This window comes from Streptomyces hokutonensis, from assembly GCF_042751305.1.
In the GTDB taxonomy this organism is placed as follows: domain Bacteria; phylum Actinomycetota; class Actinomycetes; order Streptomycetales; family Streptomycetaceae; genus Streptomyces; species Streptomyces hokutonensis_A.
This window is the reverse complement of the sequence record NZ_JBHYWD010000006.1, coordinates 100,936-117,321: the sequence shown is the minus strand read 5'-3', so window position 1 is coordinate 117,321 and position 16,386 is coordinate 100,936. Positions and strand designations below refer to the sequence as shown.

Genomic DNA, 16,386 nt, shown 5'->3' with positions numbered 1-16,386 from the left:
CACAGGCACGAGCCTCCAGGAGGACCCATGGCCGAATCCCCCGCCACGACGCCGGACCCGACGCAGGAGCGCGAGACGCAGCAGCCCGCCGAGATCAAGAGCCTCCCGCTCTTCGGCGCCTGCGGCTGCGGCTCGGGCTGCGGATGCGGGTGCCAGTCGGGCAATCCCTGCCAGTGCGGCTGACCGCCGTCTGCTCCCGGAGGGGCCCCGGTGCTACGGCGCCGGGGCCCCTCCGGCGTGCTCAGGGGCTGTTTTCGGCCACGGTGAGCAGGACGTCGGTGGTGGCCGGGAGGCTGTCGTAGCCGTCGGGCAGCGCGATGGCGAAGTCGACCGCACGGCGGCTCCCGTCCAGGGCGTCCAACCGCTTGTCGACCAGCACGGAGGGCGCGAAGATCTCCTTCACCCCTCCCCGCACAGCCCCAGGCTCGCCGGGTCGGCGCCGGAGTCCCCGGTCGCGTAGGGCCCGTTGGTGAGCCAGTCGACCCCGGCGGGCACGATCCCGTTCGCCCGCAGACAGCGGTCCATCACCGCCCCGGAGACCCGGAGACCCGGAGACCCGGAGACCCGGAAGGCGACGGCCGGCGACACCTGCCCCGCCGCCGCGGGCGAGTGCGTCACATAGTGCACGTCCTTCGCCCCGGCCGGCAGCGGCAGCCCTACGAGGTCCAGGACCGCCCGCAACGGCAGGTCGCTCGCCTCGCAGGCCCGGGCGTCCCCGAACGGATGCCCCTCGTCACGTCCTGTCACCCTCCCCGTGATCGTTCCGCACGGTAGCCCCGGAGGCCGTGGGAGCGCAGCATGGGGAGGGGGGAACAGCACGAGGAGGTGCGAGGCCATGGCTCAGTACATGGACGTACATCACGGAATGAAGGGCATCACGGCCGACCAGTTGATGGCGGCCCACAAGGCGGATCTCGCCGTGGAGAAGGACGAGGGCGTCCACTTCGAGCGGGCCTGGGCGGATCCGGAGTCCGGGACCGTGTACTGCCTGTCGGAGGCGCCGTCGCCCGAGGCGGTCCAGCGGGTGCACGAGCGCGCGGGGCACCGGGCTGACGAGGTGCACCCGGTGCCGTACTCGATCTGACGCCGTACCGGGGGTGTTCGGGGGTACCCGGGGGTGCGGTCAGCCCCACCCGCGGTCGGGTGGGGCGCTGCATGGTGGGTGCGGGCGGACGAAGGCATCGTAGAAGCCAGTTGGCCACCGGCCGATTCCCACCGCTCGCCCGCCCGGAAGGAACGTCCCATGGAATCAAGGCAGTTCACGGACCCGGCCGAGGTCTCCGGCGAGAGCGCGCTCGCTCCGCTGCTGGCCGCGTGGGACCTGGCGCATCCCGCCGAGGGTGATCCCGAGTGGCGGCACCTGCTGGACGAGATCGCGCATCCGCGCACCACCGAGGCGTTCCGGCGGCTGGCCGGGTCCGGGTCCGCGGCCTGATCGAACCCGTCCGCCCACCAGGACCGTTCGAGCATTGGGTGCTGTTTGGGCAAAAGCTTCGGCATCGGCAGTTCAACTGACTTGTCCTGTGCATGTCTCACTGGATGAGATGCACGCACACCATCGCGTGCAACTCACGATCATCCAGGGGCGATTCATGCACATAGCGCGCACCAGACGCGGCATCGCGGCTTCCACGGCCGCCACCGCCACCCTCGCCGTCGCCGCCCTGGCGACCGCCCCGCTGGCCGGTGTCAGCGGCGCCGCGTCCGCCGCCGTACCGCAGACGAAGGCGATCCCGGCGATCACCGGGCACACCCTCGCCCGTGACGTGCCGAGCCCGCTCTCCAGCGAGCAGTGCGAGGCCAAGTGGGGCATCGCCTGCTACAACCCGCTGCAGTACCGCACCGCGTACAACCTCAACTCGCTCTACAAGCACGGCATTACGGGCAAGGGACGCACGATCGTCATCGTCGACTCGTTCGGCTCGCCGACGATCCAGCACGATCTCGACGTCTACAGCAAGCAGTTCGGCCTGAAGAGCGCCAAGGTCAACGTGGTCAAGTGGGGCAAGGTCCCGGTCTTCGACCCGAAGAACGCCGACATGACCGGGTGGGCCGGCGAGACCACCCTGGACGTCGAGATGGCGCACGCGGTCGCGCCCGACGCGAAGATCGTGCTCGTGGAGACGGCGGTCGCCGAGACCGAGGGCGTCACCGGTCTGCCCGAAATGATGGACGCCGAGAAGTACTTGATCGACCACGGCGTCGGCGACGTCATCACGCAGAGCTTCGGCGCCACCGAGAACACCTTCCCCGGCTTCGACCAGGGCGACTTCTCCAGCATCAAGAAGCTGCGCTACGCGTTCCAGGACGCGAACCGCAAGCACGTGACCGTTCTCGCCTCCTCCGGCGACGGCGGCGCCACCGACTACAACCTGGACGGCTCGGCCTTCTACGACAAGCCCGTCAACTCCTGGCCCTCCTCGGACCCGTTGGTCACGTCGATCGGCGGCACACAGCTCCACCTGAACGACAAGGGCAACCGCGTCACCCCGGACAGCGTCTACAACGACTACGGCGCGAGCGGCGGCGGCCAGTCCCACGTGTTCTCCCGCCCGTCCTTCCAGAACGGCGTCAAGAGCGTCGTCGGCACCCAGCGCGCCACGCCCGACGTGTCGATGGCCGCGGCGGTCAACGGCGGCGCCTGGGTCTACTCCAGCTACGACCCGACCGCGATCGGCTGGGACGTCTACGGCGGCACCAGCGAGGCCAGCCCGCTCTTCTCGGGCATCATCGCCCTCGCCGACCAGGCGGCGGGACACCGCGTCGGCAACATCAACTCGGCGCTGTACGCCCTCGCTCGGCACGGCGCCAAGAGCAACGGCATCGTCGACGTCAACGACGGCACGAACAACACGTACGCGGGCGTGACCGGTTACACGGCCGGCAACGGCTACGACATGGCGACGGGCATCGGCACGGTGGACGCGCTGCGCTTCGTTCCGGCGCTGGCCAAGGCGAGCTGGAAGCACTGAGGGTCCGCGGGGTTCTCTGAACCCCCTGAACTCCCGTACCGACGGCCCGGGTTCGCATCCCATCCCACGCGAACCCGGGCCGTCCGCGTCCCAGAGCGGGGCATTCATTCGAGGGTGCGAAGCCCTCGCTCCTGGAAGAAGTGACGCGCGGCCCGGAGAACCAGGACCACCGTCGTGACCGCCAGTACGAGGTTGAGGGTGTCCATGGTCATGACGGCGGCGTGGGACGCGTGCAGCAGTCGCGGCAGGTTGCCGCAGATCATCCCCAGGCCCAGAAGCAGAGGAAGCCACGCCCAGAGGAACCGCGTCTCCTGACCGGGACCACCTTCCTTGGCCCGCTCCCACCACCGCCCACCGAGAGCCGCGAGAACCAGCAGGCATCCCATGGCAACTACGGACCAGTCCATGAACCGCAGCATCGCTGCTCCCCCAAATCGCTGATTTTCCGGCTTCACGACATGCCCCAGGGCGATCAGACCGATCCCGACCACGACCAACGCACCCGCTCCCCTGAGTCTCGGGTGCCGAACATGACGCTGCAGCCACTTTCCCGGCATACGCCCGAGCAGCAAACCTTGAACGCCGAGAGCAGCGCACGTGAGCCAGCGGGTCCCCACCACCACTTCGACTCCTCCGCCACTACTCGTAGTGCCTCGCAGCTGAAAGAGCTCGCGCGAAGAAGCTCCAGTCACCGTCGGCGGGCATGGTGCGGCCGAAGTTGCTGTACCAGCCGGGCGCGCTGTGGATCCACGCTGCCAGCGCGTCCAGGTAACGCCCGAGGTCCGCGTTCTCCCATGTGTGGCCCTCCTCGGTGTAGTTCTGGTGGAGGTCCACGACGAAGGCGAACAGGTCTTCTCTGCTGTTGACATGATCAGGAGAAGTGGTCATGAGCGGCAGCCTACTTGGCACGTATCGCGTGGAATCGCGTCACTGGGGAGAGAATCGTCCCGGCGGTACGCCAAGTGGCTTTCCTCCGGGCGGACTCCGTCCAGGCGCCGCATGTCTGTTGTCGCTCTGCCGGGAAGGGCAGTTGGGGACCGCGGAGCAGGACTCGTCGTCGGCGTCGGCCGGTCGCTCAGAGTCGTAGTTCGGCGAGTACGGGGTTGGCCGCGAGGTCGGGGTACTCGTCGCCGAGCTGTGACAGCACGGCCTCGCGAAGGGTCAGCCAGGCGTCCTTGAGAGCACGGCGCTCGCAACCCGCTTCCACCGGTGTGTACGTGCACGAGATCCGTACCCGCTCGCCATCCGGTTCCGGGACGAACTCGATCAGTTCCGCGTTCTCGGTGAAACCGATCGTCGTACGCTCGCCCCGCTCAAGGTGGTCGAGTGCCCCCTTCGCCGACCACAGGAAGTCGAAAACGGGCGTCCACGACCACGGCGGGGTCAGCACGGCCTCGTCGATCGTGAACCTGAGGCCGGACAGGAAGTAGTACCAGCGTTCCTTCGCGGTTCTCGTGGCCCTGGTCCACGTAGGGGCCGGTGCGGGGGTATTCGACCCTGATCACCGGTCGCTCACCCCAGCCGCTCCGCCTGGTCGTACTCCGCCGCGCGGAACGTGGGCCAGTGAGTGATCGCGGGGCGGGAGCGTTCGATCATCGCCAGGAGGACCTCGCCGTGCAGGACACGTACGCCGACCTCGGCTCCGTCCGGGCGGGCGAGGTTGTCCACGACGTAGAGGTAGAAGCGCTCGGGGTTCGCCTGGGCGGCGGTGATCTGCCGGTGTTCCAGCGCCAGCGTCTCGCTGCGCGCCGAACCGCTGAACGCCTTCACCTCGATCATGCGGGGCGCGCTGTCGATGTCGTACGGGAGGCCCGTGGTCCGTACGTCCCTCGGGTCGCGGCCGGCCGCCCGTTCCACGGCCAACACGTGGGTGATCGCGGCCTGTTCGGTCTCTTTGTTTCCCACGGCATCCCCTGCCCCTGCGTTCCTGCGGCGCCATCGTGCCGTGCGGACCCGCCGGTTGGGAAGAGGAGGCGACGGCGACCGAGGACACCGGACACGCCGACCGCATCGCCTACGACGTGATCGTCCCCGATCCCGGTGCCCAGGTGGCTCGGCCTCCGGCGCGCGAGCTGCGGGAGTGGCGGCCGCCGAAACTGCCGCTGCCCCGAGGCCTGCCCGCCGGCGTCGGAATCGGATCGGAAGCGGATGGTGGCTACCGGCGGAAGCGGCGGCGGCGGTGCACTGGGATCCGGTGAGGCCGGGTGGCTGTGGCGGACCAGGACCGGCGGGCGATGCCGCGTGGGGGAGCCGTAGATGCGGAGGAACCTGTCGGAGCGGGGGACGGACGCCGAGGGCCACCCGGTCTCACCTCGGGCGCGGGCACTGGCTCGGGCTCGGGCTCGGGCTCCGTGGCCTCAACTTCCTTGCTGTTCCTGGTCATTCCACCCGGTCGGGCCCCGGGGCGGGCTCCAGATCCGGCACCAGTTCGTGGAATCGCCGCTCGACCGGCGACAGATCGGTGCTGGCCAGGTCCTCCGGGCGGACCACTATGCGCAGTTCGGGAGTGAGCGCGGGGTATCGGCGGCACGCGGCGATGAACGAGTCGACGATCAGCGCCACGAGCTGGCTGCGGTCGAGGTCGGTCACCCGGGCCAGCCCGGAGCCGATGAGCGGGACGGCGACCGGTCTGAACAGGCCGTGCACGGCCACCGAGGCCCAGAGGTTCTCCAGGCCGGAGCGCAGGTCCTCGTCACCGGACCGGGCCACCAGGTCGTTGCCGAGCCGCGAGTAGGCGACCGCGAAGATCCGGCGGCCTTCGACGGGTACGGCAACGGTCGTACCCATCGGATAACGGACCCGTCGGCCGCGCGGCTTGGCCCGTGCGCTCTCCGTGCCGACGGCCCGCACGGCACGCAGCCCGGTCTTCAGCTTCTCGTCCAGCAGGCGGCGCCGGCCGCCGAAGAGCCGGTCGACGAGTTGGCTCTGCACGCTGTCGCGGCTGATGACGATGTCCTGGTCGGTCTCCGTGTCGAAGGTGTCGGTGAAGCCGACCACCAGATTGCAGTCCGTCTGCTCGAACAAGTCACCGCGGACGAGGACGACATCCGCCCGCTGACCGGGCAACGGGACCCGGTGGCGCAGCAGTTCGGCGCCGTGGCGGGCACGCAGCGCGGCCCGCAGGGTGTCCAGGGCGCGCGCCGCGTCGAGGTCGTCGGGATGGTCGCGCACGATCAGCTCCGCGACCGGCAGCGCGAGGTCCGGACGGCCCAAGTCGGCCTGCACGCGGACCAGTTCACGCCGGGCCGAGTCGAGCAGCGCGGTGAGCCGGCGGATGAAGGGGTCGGCGAAGCTCTCGCCGTTGACCTCGGCCAGCGGCCGGCCGCGGATCAGGTCCAGCGCCTCGGCGAGTTCGTGGGCGGCCGTGGCGGGCGGGGCCAGCAGGGCGGCCCCGACGACGGCCGTGAACCGTGCGCTGTCCAGTTCCTCGGGCCGCAGCACCAGCCGGTAGGCGGTCTCCGGACCGTGCACGGTGACCTGCTGCTCGGTGCGCAGCACGCGGGCGGCCGTGCCGTCCTGGCCGGGATCGAGCGCGCGCCGCAGCTCCAGGACGCGCTTCTGCACCTCGTTGCGGTTGCGCTGGTCCAGATGGCGGGGCCCGTCCGCCAACCCCCATACGTCACGCCGCAGTTGACGTACCGGCACGGCCTCGCCCTCGGCGGCCACCAGACGGACCAGCAGCCGGGTGGTCAACGGGGTCAGCCTGACCGGAATCCCGTCGACGTCGAGCCGGACCGGCCCCAGCACTTTGACCTGAATACGCACTTGTCCTTCGGCCACCCGCGTCGCCCCCGCCGCGCCCCTGTATCACCCTGTGTCACCGAGAAGTGACAAGAACATTATCATGATGCCTTGGAGAAACCGTGGGTCCCGACTCCGCATACCGGTCCGCTTTCTGCGGCTCTACGGCACCGGGCGCGCCCGAAGGGTTTTCGCCCGCAACACGATGGTGGCCTTCGGCGGAATATCGGCGGTGCTTCAGTTCGTCGGGCAGTTCTTCCCCCGGAGCTTTCCCGATCCCGGCACGGTCACAGTCGTGTCGGTGGCGGCCTGTCTGGTGTGGGGGCTGGTCCAGGCCCGGCCGGTGGAGCGGGTGGAGCAGGTGTTCCGGCGGCCCGATCTGACGGTGGTGATCGAGGCGGGCGACGTGTTCGACCAGTCTGCGCATCTCGTCGTCGGGTTCTGCGACACCTTCGACACCGCGTCGGCCGCCGGCGAGGTCATCAACGCGGGCAGCGTGCAAGGGCAGTTGCTGCTCCGGCGGTACGACGGTGACGTACGGCGCCTCGACGCGGAACTGCTCGCGGCGCTCGCCGGGATCACGCCGGTCGCGCGGGAGGACCGGGACCACAAGCCGCTGGGCAAACTGGACCGCTATCCGGTCGGCACGGTGGCGGTGCTGGGCGCCCGGCCGAGGCTGGTGTTCGCGGTCGCGTACAGCCGTATCGGCAACGACTGTGTGGCCGCGTCCAGTGTGGAGGAGCTCTGGCTCGGCCTCGGCCGGCTGTGGGACGCGCTGCACCGGCACGCCCAACTGGAGCGCGTGGCAATGCCGTTGGTCGGCTCGGGGCTGTCCCGGCTCGACCATCTCGACCAGGACAGCCTGCTGCGGCTGATCCTGATGTCCTTCGTCGCCCGGTCGCGGGAGGGCGCGGTCTGCCGGGAGTTGCGGGTGGTGGTGCGGCCCGCCGATCTGGAGCGGATCGACATGCGGGAGGTGGCGGCCTTCTTGCGGGTTCTCGCTTCGGGACTCGACCGCGTGTAGCAAAAAGAGGGGAGGGTACGGCCGCCTGAGCGTCCGTACCCTCCCCCTTTCTCTCCCGGGTTCAGGCAAGCCTCCGATACGCGGAGAGGTTCTGGAAGTGCCGGGTCTCGCGCCATTCCGGTCCGCTGTCGTCGAGTTGGCAGCCGGCCAGCCTCAGCCGCGCGGAGATCTTCGCGAGGGAGGACTCTGTGCCGTCGAACCGGATGACGTTGATGCCCGCGGTGTCGGCGACATGCCTTAGCCGGCCGACCTCGACGATGACGGTGCGCTCGGGGTAGGCCATCAGCACCATGCCCAGCTCGATCAGCACGTTCTGCCTTGGCTGGCCGGTGAGTTGGGTCTCGTCGTCCGGCTCGCGGTTGCCGAGCAGGTGCGGGTGGAGCTTGGCGACGTCGTCCGGGGTGAGCAGGACCAGGGCGGCCTGTGCCTGCGCCGGTGCGTTCATGACCACCTCGCCGAGGAAGGGCGCGGTCTTGCCGGTGGCCCGCACCAACTCCTCCCATTCCAGCGGCCGTAGGTCGAGCCGGCGCAGCAGCCCGAACATCGCCTGCCGCACCTCTTCGTCCCGGCCGTGCACGACGAAGACGCTACGACCGCGGTCGTGACCGGCGGGCGCCTGCGCGGACGACTGGTCGGACGGCTGCGACGGGGTGTCCGAAGTCTCGGGCGCAGCATGGTAGTTGTAGCCGAAGCCCTTGTTCTCCCCGCCGAGGATGACCTGGCTGTTGTCGCCGAATGTGTGGCTCTCGCTCATGACTGATCCCCTTGGCTGCCGGACGAATCGGGGCCCTGCGGGCGGTAGTTGTACCCGAAGTTCTCGTTGTGCCCGCCGAGGATCGCCTGAGCGTTGTCCCCGAAAAGGATGTTGGTCTGCGCGCGGTCGTGGTCGGCGAGATCCACGTCCTGCTCCTCCAGGAACTGGCGGATGGTGTGCAGCAGTCGGCGCTCGACGATCTGCGAGTACTTCAGGGCATCGGTCTTCTGGAAGAAGTGGTGGTAGGTGTCGCTGGTGGCCATCTCCCGGACGCTGGTCAGCGCGCCGCAGTCCACCGACTCGTTGGCGTAGCGGGCGAGCCGGAACTCGCTGGTGTCGACCGTCGCGCCCGCCGCCGTGAACTCGATGGCGGACCGCCCGCCCCGCCGGGGCCGCACCCACCGGCGCACCCGCCCCGGCAGGAACCGCTCGGGGAACAGTCGCAGCGGCGACAGTCCGAACGCCACGCACCAGCTCGGCACGGCCTTGACCATGTCCCACGCGACCCGCACCGCCAGCCGGGCGTCGAAGGAGTCGGGCAGTCGGTCGACGAGGTGGAACTCCCTTACCAGCGGCCCGAGTACATAGGTGTAGAACTCGGTGTGCAGGGTGTCGCCCTTGAGGTCGAACCCGACGAAGATCGAGGTCACCAGCTCCTCGTTCCAGGATCCGACGCGCACGCACAAATACTCGCGGGCCGCGTCGTAGTCCTCCCGCCAGTGGATGTCCGGCAGATCGTCCATGCCGGGCAGCTGGGACCAACCGATGCCCAGCGTACGGTCGTTGGTGCGGATCGCCGTCGTGTAGCGGCGCTGCTCGACGGCCAGCCCCTCGATCCGTTCGTCCTGGCGGACCTCGTCGCGCAGTTCCGCGTCCATCCGGGCGGCGACGTGCGAGGTGATCTTGTGGACGGTGAACGGCTTGACCGGTTTGCGTTCCACCTCGTCCAGGTCGGCCCCGGATCCCGTCCCGTTGACGTCGAAGTCCTTGCGCGCGGCGAGGCGGTTCTTGGGCGCGCCGAGCAGGAGTTGGGCGTTGGCCCAGTCGCGCAGGGGCAGCCCGGCGCCGACGAAGGGCCGGAACCCGCCGTAGAAGACCAGGCCTTCGTGGCTGCCCTGCTCGGCGTCTATCTTGCCGATCAGGGCCGGGGTGAGCCTGCCGTTGGCGGGGTAGCCACCGTCGAAGCCGCCGGCCGGGCCGGTCTCCTTCAGGCGGGTCATCAGGATGTGCAGGGTGACGACCCGGCGCAGATAGGCCGCGCCCCACAGCACCCAGAACAGGAGCGGCACGGCGACGAGGGGCCCCAGCGCGCCGTCGCTCAGCAGGATCAGCAGCAGAACCGCCGATCCGAGCCCAACTGCCCATTGGATACGGCGCAGTCGGCGCGCGGCGAGGGCGTGGGCGAGGACCGACACGGCGTCGTAGCCGTACGACGGCGCGACCACTCTGAAGCGCCTCTTGAGCAGTTCGCGGATGACGTCCTTGCGGTAGCCGGGGTCGAGGTAGGTTCCTGCGGACAGCAGGCGGGTGGCCTTGGTCCGCGCGTACACGCGGGTGACCGGTGGCGGCGCCGCGGGCGGCGGGCCGGGCGGATTGCGGTGCGGTGCCTGTGTGCTCACGATGGTTCAGCGCTCCACTCGTGCGGGATGGTCAGCCGATCGGGGTTGCCGTGCCCTGGGTGATCACACCGTCGAGCACCGTGTAGGCGGCGTTGTACGCGTGCGAAGTGCCGTCCGTCTGAAAGGCGTTGAGGACCAGCGTCACGACGCTCCCCCGCACGGACACCTGGCTGATCGTGTCGCGCTCGGTGGTGGCGTAGCCCGCGACGAACGCGTCGTAGTCGGGGTCCCCCAGGTTCTTGCCGCCGAGGGCCCAGGCCGTCGAGTAGTCACGGTTGTTGATCGCCGCGAAGTAGGCGGTGACGGCGGCTTCCGGCCCGGCGGCGGTGGCGGTGCCTGTCCGGGTCGCCTGGTCGGTCGGGGTCAGGGCGGTAGTGGTGACCGGGTCGGGTGTGGTGGCCGGGTCGGAGGCGCCGTAGGGGCTCGCCTCGACGGATCCGGTGTACGTGTACGACGCCGTGGGCGGGTTCCACGGCTGGGCCTGCGCCTGCCCGCCCCCGCCTCCGCCCCCGGTCGAAAAGGAACCGTCGACCAGCCCCAGGAGCAGGACGATCAGCAAGGGCACACCGATGACGGTGAGCCCCCAGGTGCGGGCGGCTCCAGGGGGCGGGACCAGCCCGCCGGCACGGTAGGAGGCCGGCGGGTTCGGCACGGCGGGAGCGGGGGCGGACGGCGGCGGTCCGAGGTCGTTCATGGGGTAGTTCATGGGGTCGTTCATGGGGCACTCCAACGGTCGCGACAGTGCGCTGACTTCAGCCACCCGTCGCACAGAGGCTGAGGGACACCTCGCATGCCACCGCCGCCACCGCTTCCGCCACCAGAACCGATCCGCTTCCGATCCGCTTCCGGGGCGGGACCCTGGGGAGTCGGAGCCGTGCCCTACCGGAAACGGCAGGCAGAGTGGGAACCTGCTTCATCCTGCGACGGAAGGGGCAGCAAGTGGCAACGCGTCCGAATCCTGCTACGAAGAAGTTTGCTGAGTACGTAACGCGTGCGGCCGACAACGCCGGATATGCCCTCAACTCCTCGTCGGGGAAAGGCAGGGCCGTGCTCGCCAAAGCAGCGGACATGCCGGAGGGCGACATATCCAAGATCCTCGCGGGAACGTTCGAGGTCCCGACCGATCTGCTCAAGCCCCTGGCGGTGGCCCTGGACGTACCGCAGCAGGATCTGCTCAAGGCAGCCGGAGTGCTGGAGGGAAAAGCCCCGCCACCGAACGGCAAGCTGACCCTGCAGCTTGCCGCGCAGCGGCTCGGTATCAGGTCCCCGAAGAACGTGGCGGCCTTCGAGACCCTCGTCGCGATTCTGTGCGACGCCGAGAAGCGACGTTGACCCGCTGACCGCTGAGGTCCCAGAGACCGCCCCAGCACAGCAACAAGGCCCCTACCGGCGGACAAACCGCAGGTAGGGGCCTTGACCGTTCCGGCTTACTTCTTCTTGCCCTGGTTCTTGACCGCCTCAATAGCAGCCGCAGCCGCATCCGGGTCAAGGTAAGTGCCGCCCGGCTTGAGCGGCTTGAAGGATGCGTCCAGTTCGTAGGACAGGGGGATGCCCGTCGGGATGTTCAGGCCCGCGATGTCGGCGTCGGAGATGCCGTCGAGGTGCTTGACGAGGGCGCGGAGGGAGTTGCCGTGGGCGGCGACGAGGACCGTGCGGCCGGCGAGGAGGTCGGGGACGATGCCGTCGTACCAGTACGGGAGCATGCGGACGACGACGTCCTTCAGGCACTCCGTGCGGGGGCGCAGCTCCGGGGGGATGGAGGCGTAGCGCGGGTCCGCGGACTGGGAGAACTCCGTGCCGTCCTCGAGCGGGGGCGGCGGGGTGTCGTAGGAGCGGCGCCACAGCATGAACTGCTCCTCGCCGAACTCCGCGAGGGTCTGCGCCTTGTCCTTGCCCTGGAGGGCGCCGTAGTGGCGCTCGTTCAGGCGCCAGCTGCGGTGGACCGGGATCCAGTGGCGGTCGGCGGATTCGAGGGCGAGCTGCGCGGTGCGGATCGCTCGCTTCTGGAGGGACGTGTGGACCACGTCGGGGAGCAGGCCGGCGTCCTTGAGCAGCTCACCGCCGCGGACCGCCTCCTTCTCGCCCTTCTCGTTCAGGTTGACGTCCACCCAGCCGGTGAACAGGTTCTTCGCGTTCCACTCGCTCTCGCCGTGGCGGAGGAGGATCAGCTTGTACGGTGCGTCGGCCATGCCTCAGAGCGTAATCCACGCATTCGGGCCATGGTCGGGGGCCCGCCTCCCCGTCCGACAGTTGACGGCTTCTGTTAATTGAGTGGTCCGACCGGGCGTCCTGTTCGTAAGTTGTGCTCACCGCCGTAGCCGCTTACATGGGGGATCGATCCATGCCACTCGCCGCCCTGAGACGTGCCGCCCGGGAAACCGTCTCCGGTCTGCCCCGCGAGTTCTGGTGGCTGTGGACCAGCACCCTCGTCAACCGGCTCGGGGCGTTCGTCTCGACCTTCATGGCGCTGTATCTGACGCTCGACCGCGGTTACTCCGCGACCTACGCCGGTCTCGTCGCCTCGCTGCACGGGCTGGGCGGGGTCGTCTCGTCCATCGGCGCGGGTGTCATGACCGACCGGCTCGGGCGGCGGCCCACCCTCCTCATCGCGCAGTCCTCGACCGCTGCGGCCGTCGCGCTGCTCGGCTTCATGCACGACCCCCTCGCCATCGCGGGTGTCGCGTTCCTGGTCGGGATGGCGAGCAACGCGTCCCGCCCGGCGGTGCAGGCGATGATGGCCGACATCGTGCGGCCCGAGGACCGCGTCCGGGCGTTCTCCCTCAACTACTGGGCGATCAACCTCGGTTTCGCCGTCTCCTCCATGGCCGCCGGGTTCATCGCCGAGGTCAGCTACCGCGCCGGCTTCCTGCTGGAGGCGGGGATGACGGCGGCCTGCGCGGTCGTCGTCTTCCTGAAGCTGCCCGAGTCCCGGCCCACGGTCGCCATGGACGACGACGGCAGGAAGGCCGTGGACCCGGTGGGCATCGGGACCGTACTGCGCGACGGGCGGTTCATGAGCGTCGTAGGACTGTCCTTCCTCGTCGCGCTCGTCTTCCAGCAGGGCTCGGTCGGACTCCCGGTCGCGATGGGCGAGGCCGGGTTCACGCCCGCCGACTACGGCACCGCGATCGCCGTCAACGGCTTCCTCATCGTCGCCCTCCAGATCCCGGTCACCCGGCTCATCGAACACCGGGACGCCAAGCGGCTGTTGGTCGTCTCCTCGCTCCTCGCGGGCTACGGCTTCGGGCTCACCGCGTTCGCCGGCTCGGTCGGCGTCTTCGCCCTCACGGTGTGCGTGTGGACCCTGGGCGAGATGATCAACGCGCCGACGCAGACGGGCCTCGTGGTCCGTCTCTCCCCGGTCCTGGGACGCGGTCGCTACCAGGGCATGTACACCCTGTCGTGGGCCGTAGCCGCACTCGTCGCCCCGCTGATGTCCGGCTTCGTCATCGACCGGTTCGGGGCGGAGTGGCTGTGGGGGCTGTGCGCGGTCGTGGGGACGGGGGCGGCGGTGGGATACGGCGTGCTGATGCGGCGGCTTCCGGCCGCCGTACCGGTCGGCGTCGAGACCCCGGTGGCGGCGAAGCCGGAGGTCAGCGCGGCCTGACGGCCCTACGACGACACGGCCACGCCGTCACCTTCCCGAGGATGACATACCCGACGACGAGCCCCCTCCCCCGCACGTCTTCTGCAGGTAGGGGGCTCGTCGTCGTGACCGGCGATGACCGCCGACAGACACCGGTCAGTAGCCGACGTTCACGCCGACGCTGTGGGGAAGCGCGCCGAGGGTGCCGCCGAGGGTGCCCAGAACAGTTGCCTTGACCGAGTCGACCTCGGCGAGGAGGTCCGCACTGCTGAGGGTCGTCGAGCCCACGCTGACGCTGACCTGCGGGCTCACCCCGCCGGAGACGGTGTCGAGCTCGGTGTCGGAGATCTCAAGGGTCTGAACCTGGGGAGCGGAGTTCATGGGGAAACTTCCCTTCGCGTGGTGGTCCACATGGGGATGCGGTCCCGCCGGGGGACAGGCTGCGGGCCGCGATGCGCAGGATCAAACCACGCGACGTGCGGGGCATCCAGTCCGATCCCGCTCCCCGCAGGACAGTTGAACCCGGCGGCGGCCGAACCGTGTGAGTGTGCACACGAGTTGGGTCCGAGTTCTCTACAGGCGGCGGCGCACAGCGGGCTGACAGGCAGTTCGGCGGCCGGTTCGAACCGGACAACTCGGCCCCAACGGGCCCCGCCCGCCCCGCGGTTGCGCACGCCCTGTGCAGATTCGGTCATGGATGGCGTCACGGATGGCGTCACGGATGCATCCGCGCCCCCTTCACCACCTTGTCCACCCCGTTCCGCGGCCCGTACACCGCCAGCCCCACCACGTCCAGGTCGGCCGTCGCGACGGCCCGTACCGCCGCCCGGTTGTCCCGGTCGTTGCCGGTGGCGAAGAGGTCGGACGTGAAGACCGCGCGCGGCAGGGCCCGGGACAGGACCCGGGCGTGGGCCGCCACCAGGACCTCCTTGGTGGCCTCGAAGACCATCACCGGCTGCCGGAACATCGGCAGATAGCCGACCCCGTCGGCGTCCTCGTACGGCTCCCCGATCACCTCGGGGATCTGTGTGCCCAGGCCGCTGACCAGGAAGGACGTGACGTTCAGCCGCTGCCAGGGTTCCAGGTCGTCCCGCAGCAGGACGGCGATCTTCGTGTCGAAGCGGATCGGTTCACCAGCGATGTCAGTGCTCATGCACCGAGACTGCCGACCGCCCCGCGCCCCCGTCTTGTACGTTCTTTGCATGGCCCCGCACCACGGCCCTGCCCGCCCCGAGCAGGAAGTCTCCGCGTGGCGGCCCCGCATCCCCGGTGTCGTCGAGGTCTTCCACGCCCACTTCACCGAGTACGCGTACCCGATGCACGTACACGACGCGTGGACGCTGCTGATCGTGGACGACGGCGCCGTACGGTACGACCTCGACCGGCACGAGCACGGCACCCCGCACGACACGGTGTCCCTGCTCCCGCCGCACGTCCCGCACAACGGCTCCCCCGCCACGCCGCACGGCTTCCGCAAGCGGGTCCTGTATCTCGACGGCACGCATCTCCCGGACGACCTGATCGGTTCCGCCGTCGACCGTCCCGACCTCCGTGATCCCCAACTCCGGCTGCGCGTAGGCCAGTTGCACACCGCGCTCGATCACCCCGGTGACGAACTGGAGGCCGAGAGCCGCCTGACCCTCATCGCCGAACGGCTGCACGCCCACCTACGGCCGTCCTCCCCCACCCCCGCCGAGGACCCCGCCCTCGCCCGCACCCTGCGCGAACTCCTCGACGAACGCGTCACCGAGGGCATCGCGCTCGACGAGGCCGCGCGGCTCGTGCACGCCCATCCCGCCCATCTGGTACGGGCGTTCAGCGGCGCCTACGGCATCGCACCGCACCAGTACCTGATGTCCCGCCGCGTCGACCGCGCCCGCCGGCTCCTCCTGGACGGCCGCCCGCCGGGCGAGGTCGCGGCGGCGACCGGCTTCTACGACCAGTCCCATCTATCCCGCCATTTCCGGAAGTTGGTGGGGGTCACGCCGGGGCGTTATTCACGCGACAGGGATCAGCACCGCGGTTAGTTCGCGGCATGGACTGGCACGAGTGGCACGACGCCTACGACTCCCCCGACTCCTACCTCAGCGAGCGCCTCGCCCGCGTCCAGGAACGCGTCCGGTACGCCCTCGACACCGCCCCGCCCGGCCCCCTCACCGCGATCAGCCTCTGCGCCGGACAGGGCCGCGACCTGATCGGCGTACTGGCTGACCATCCGCGCCGGGCCGAAGTCCGGGCCCGGCTGGTCGAGTTGGACGAACGCAACGTCGCCCATGCGGCGGAGAGCGCCCGGGCCGCCGGCCTCACCGGGGTCGAAGTCGTCGCCGGGGACGCCTCGTCGACCGACCAGTACGCCGACCTCGCACCCGCCGACCTCGTCCTCCTCTGCGGAGTCCTCGGCAACATCACCGACCCGGACGTCGAACGCCTCCTGGACCACTGCACCGCGCTGTGCCGGACCGGGGGCACGGTCGTCTGGACCCGTAACCGCAAGGCCCCGGACCTCGTCCCGCAGATCTGCGCCTGGCTGGAGGAGCGCGGCTTCGAGCGGCTGTGGGTCTCCGACCCCGCGCTCCCCGCGTCCGTCGGCGCCCACCGCTTCACCGGCGAGAACCGCGGGCTCCCGCCCGGACAGCGCATGTTCGACTTCATCGGCTACAACACCCTGTGGCGCACCTGAGGCGCAGGGG

At 69.8% G+C, this 16,386-nt stretch carries 22 protein-coding genes; 9 read left to right on the top strand and 13 right to left on the bottom strand.

Annotated elements, in window-relative coordinates; translation table 11 throughout:
* Window positions 1-27 precede the first annotated feature (27 nt).
* Window positions 28-183 (top strand): hypothetical protein, encoded by a 156-nt coding sequence (locus ACFXC1_RS18015; protein ID WP_019062518.1) that lies wholly within the window; start codon window positions 28-30, stop codon window positions 181-183.
* Between the two features lie 58 nt (window positions 184-241).
* On the opposite strand, the gene ACFXC1_RS18010 is transcribed toward ACFXC1_RS18015, so the two are convergent.
* The gene (locus ACFXC1_RS18010) at window positions 242-403 is read right to left on the bottom strand and encodes a hypothetical protein (protein WP_381243775.1); all 162 of its coding nucleotides are present in this window, start codon (window positions 401-403) and stop codon (window positions 242-244) included.
* Window positions 400-747: a hypothetical protein gene (locus tag ACFXC1_RS18005; protein ID WP_381243773.1), complete on the bottom strand. Its 348-nt coding sequence runs from the start codon at window positions 745-747 to the stop codon at window positions 400-402. The genes ACFXC1_RS18010 and ACFXC1_RS18005 overlap by 4 nt, the downstream gene beginning before the upstream one ends.
* Window positions 748-835: 88 nt before the next feature.
* Here ACFXC1_RS18005 and ACFXC1_RS18000 point away from each other — a divergent pair, with 88 nt between their 5' ends.
* The 3 genes from ACFXC1_RS18000 (at window position 836) to ACFXC1_RS17990 (ending at window position 2,972) form a co-directional block, all read left to right on the top strand.
* Window positions 836-1,084, top strand: a complete 249-nt coding sequence (locus tag ACFXC1_RS18000; RefSeq protein WP_019072371.1) for an SCO4226 family nickel-binding protein — start codon at window positions 836-838, stop codon at window positions 1,082-1,084.
* A 159-nt stretch (window positions 1,085-1,243) separates the two neighbouring features.
* Entirely contained in the window at window positions 1,244-1,435 is a 192-nt protein-coding gene (locus ACFXC1_RS17995; protein ID WP_381243771.1) for a hypothetical protein, read from the top strand.
* Between the two features lie 157 nt (window positions 1,436-1,592).
* Window positions 1,593-2,972 carry a S53 family peptidase gene (locus tag ACFXC1_RS17990; RefSeq protein ID WP_381243769.1) on the top strand — a complete coding sequence of 460 codons (1,380 nt, stop codon included), beginning with the start codon at window positions 1,593-1,595 and terminating at the stop codon, window positions 2,970-2,972.
* Between the two features lie 104 nt (window positions 2,973-3,076).
* On the opposite strand, the gene ACFXC1_RS17985 is transcribed toward ACFXC1_RS17990, so the two are convergent.
* The 5 genes from ACFXC1_RS17985 to ACFXC1_RS17965 all read right to left on the bottom strand — a co-directional run bounded on the left by ACFXC1_RS17985 (window position 3,077) and on the right by ACFXC1_RS17965 (window position 6,737).
* Window positions 3,077-3,391, bottom strand: coding sequence for a hypothetical protein (locus ACFXC1_RS17985; protein ID WP_381243768.1), 315 nt, complete (start codon window positions 3,389-3,391; stop codon window positions 3,077-3,079).
* 220 nt (window positions 3,392-3,611) lie between these two features.
* A complete protein-coding gene (locus ACFXC1_RS17980; RefSeq protein WP_381243766.1) occupies window positions 3,612-3,860 on the bottom strand; it encodes a DUF7660 family protein in 249 nt (82 codons plus the stop codon).
* A gap of 187 nt (window positions 3,861-4,047) precedes the next feature.
* Entirely contained in the window at window positions 4,048-4,362 is a 315-nt protein-coding gene (locus ACFXC1_RS17975) for a hypothetical protein (protein WP_381243765.1), read from the bottom strand.
* Window positions 4,363-4,484: 122 nt separating this feature from the next.
* Window positions 4,485-4,877 (bottom strand): protein NO VEIN domain-containing protein, encoded by a 393-nt coding sequence (locus tag ACFXC1_RS17970; protein WP_381243763.1) that lies wholly within the window; start codon window positions 4,875-4,877, stop codon window positions 4,485-4,487.
* 474 nt (window positions 4,878-5,351) lie between these two features.
* Window positions 5,352-6,737: a macro domain-containing protein gene (locus ACFXC1_RS17965; protein ID WP_381243762.1), complete on the bottom strand. Its 1,386-nt coding sequence runs from the start codon at window positions 6,735-6,737 to the stop codon at window positions 5,352-5,354.
* A gap of 79 nt (window positions 6,738-6,816) precedes the next feature.
* Between ACFXC1_RS17965 and ACFXC1_RS17960 the strand changes: the two genes are divergently transcribed.
* Window positions 6,817-7,737 (top strand): macro domain-containing protein, encoded by a 921-nt coding sequence (locus ACFXC1_RS17960; RefSeq protein ID WP_381243760.1) that lies wholly within the window; start codon window positions 6,817-6,819, stop codon window positions 7,735-7,737.
* A gap of 61 nt (window positions 7,738-7,798) precedes the next feature.
* Here ACFXC1_RS17960 and ACFXC1_RS17955 read toward each other — a convergent pair whose 3' ends face one another.
* The 3 genes from ACFXC1_RS17955 to ACFXC1_RS17945 are packed head-to-tail and all read right to left on the bottom strand — an operon-like array spanning window position 7,799 to window position 10,828.
* On the bottom strand, window positions 7,799-8,491 hold the full coding sequence (locus tag ACFXC1_RS17955; RefSeq protein WP_381243758.1) for a TIR domain-containing protein: 693 nt from the start codon (window positions 8,489-8,491) through the stop codon (window positions 7,799-7,801).
* Complete coding sequence (locus ACFXC1_RS17950; protein WP_381243756.1) at window positions 8,488-10,110, bottom strand: hypothetical protein; 1,623 nt, start codon at window positions 10,108-10,110, stop codon at window positions 8,488-8,490. The genes ACFXC1_RS17955 and ACFXC1_RS17950 overlap by 4 nt, the downstream gene beginning before the upstream one ends.
* Before the next feature lie 31 nt (window positions 10,111-10,141).
* On the bottom strand, window positions 10,142-10,828 hold the full coding sequence (locus tag ACFXC1_RS17945; RefSeq protein ID WP_381243754.1) for a hypothetical protein: 687 nt from the start codon (window positions 10,826-10,828) through the stop codon (window positions 10,142-10,144).
* Between the two features lie 329 nt (window positions 10,829-11,157).
* Between ACFXC1_RS17945 and ACFXC1_RS17940 the strand changes: the two genes are divergently transcribed.
* Window positions 11,158-11,442 carry a hypothetical protein gene (locus ACFXC1_RS17940; protein WP_381243753.1) on the top strand — a complete coding sequence of 95 codons (285 nt, stop codon included), beginning with the start codon at window positions 11,158-11,160 and terminating at the stop codon, window positions 11,440-11,442.
* 95 nt (window positions 11,443-11,537) lie between these two features.
* On the opposite strand, the gene ACFXC1_RS17935 is transcribed toward ACFXC1_RS17940, so the two are convergent.
* The gene (locus ACFXC1_RS17935; RefSeq protein ID WP_381243751.1) at window positions 11,538-12,299 is read right to left on the bottom strand and encodes a phosphoglyceromutase; all 762 of its coding nucleotides are present in this window, start codon (window positions 12,297-12,299) and stop codon (window positions 11,538-11,540) included.
* A gap of 152 nt (window positions 12,300-12,451) precedes the next feature.
* Here ACFXC1_RS17935 and ACFXC1_RS17930 point away from each other — a divergent pair, with 152 nt between their 5' ends.
* A complete protein-coding gene (locus ACFXC1_RS17930; RefSeq protein WP_381243749.1) occupies window positions 12,452-13,717 on the top strand; it encodes an MDR family MFS transporter in 1,266 nt (421 codons plus the stop codon).
* Between the two features lie 135 nt (window positions 13,718-13,852).
* Here ACFXC1_RS17930 and ACFXC1_RS17925 read toward each other — a convergent pair whose 3' ends face one another.
* Together ACFXC1_RS17925 and ACFXC1_RS17920 are read right to left on the bottom strand one after the other, a co-directional pair.
* On the bottom strand, window positions 13,853-14,077 hold the full coding sequence (locus ACFXC1_RS17925; RefSeq protein ID WP_381243747.1) for a hypothetical protein: 225 nt from the start codon (window positions 14,075-14,077) through the stop codon (window positions 13,853-13,855).
* Between the two features lie 334 nt (window positions 14,078-14,411).
* Window positions 14,412-14,849, bottom strand: coding sequence for a DUF2000 family protein (locus ACFXC1_RS17920; RefSeq protein WP_381243745.1), 438 nt, complete (start codon window positions 14,847-14,849; stop codon window positions 14,412-14,414).
* Between the two features lie 49 nt (window positions 14,850-14,898).
* Between ACFXC1_RS17920 and ACFXC1_RS17915 the strand changes: the two genes are divergently transcribed.
* Both ACFXC1_RS17915 and ACFXC1_RS17910 read left to right on the top strand, forming a co-directional pair.
* On the top strand, window positions 14,899-15,723 hold the full coding sequence (locus ACFXC1_RS17915) for a helix-turn-helix transcriptional regulator (RefSeq protein ID WP_381243743.1): 825 nt from the start codon (window positions 14,899-14,901) through the stop codon (window positions 15,721-15,723).
* Window positions 15,724-15,731: 8 nt separating this feature from the next.
* Window positions 15,732-16,376 (top strand): methyltransferase domain-containing protein, encoded by a 645-nt coding sequence (locus tag ACFXC1_RS17910; RefSeq protein WP_381243741.1) that lies wholly within the window; start codon window positions 15,732-15,734, stop codon window positions 16,374-16,376.
* The last annotated feature ends 10 nt before the right edge of the window (window positions 16,377-16,386 follow it).